This window comes from Prevotella sp. OH937_COT-195 (assembly GCF_003932845.1).
GTDB lineage: Bacteria > Bacteroidota > Bacteroidia > Bacteroidales > Bacteroidaceae > Prevotella.
This window is the reverse complement of sequence record NZ_RQZH01000219.1, coordinates 1-244: the sequence shown is the minus strand read 5'-3', so window position 1 is coordinate 244 and position 244 is coordinate 1. Positions and strand designations below refer to the sequence as shown.

The window sequence follows — 244 nt, the reverse complement described above, 5'->3', positions numbered from 1 at the left end:
ACCTGCACGGCGTGGTTGTCTCCTTCGGAAGGCCATGCGCCGCCATTGAGTTCCCACGTCACCTGCCAGTATTCCGCCTGTGCTTCCGGCTGCCATTTGGCACGCAGGGCGAGGTCGCGAGTTACGGGAGTATGAAAGTTGTAAGCGTTTGTTCCATCGGTAGTCCATGCAACAAAAACAAATCCTGTTTTCGTTGGTGCGGGCGAAGGAACGGTTGCCGTTTTGCCCTCCTCCACTTTCTGGT

1 protein-coding gene is annotated in these 244 nt (G+C 56.1%); it reads right to left on the bottom strand.

What is annotated here, in order from left to right; genetic code table 11:
- Positions 1–244 (bottom strand): InlB B-repeat-containing protein (locus tag EII32_RS11945; protein WP_148096855.1); only part of this gene is annotated, 244 nt, incomplete at both ends.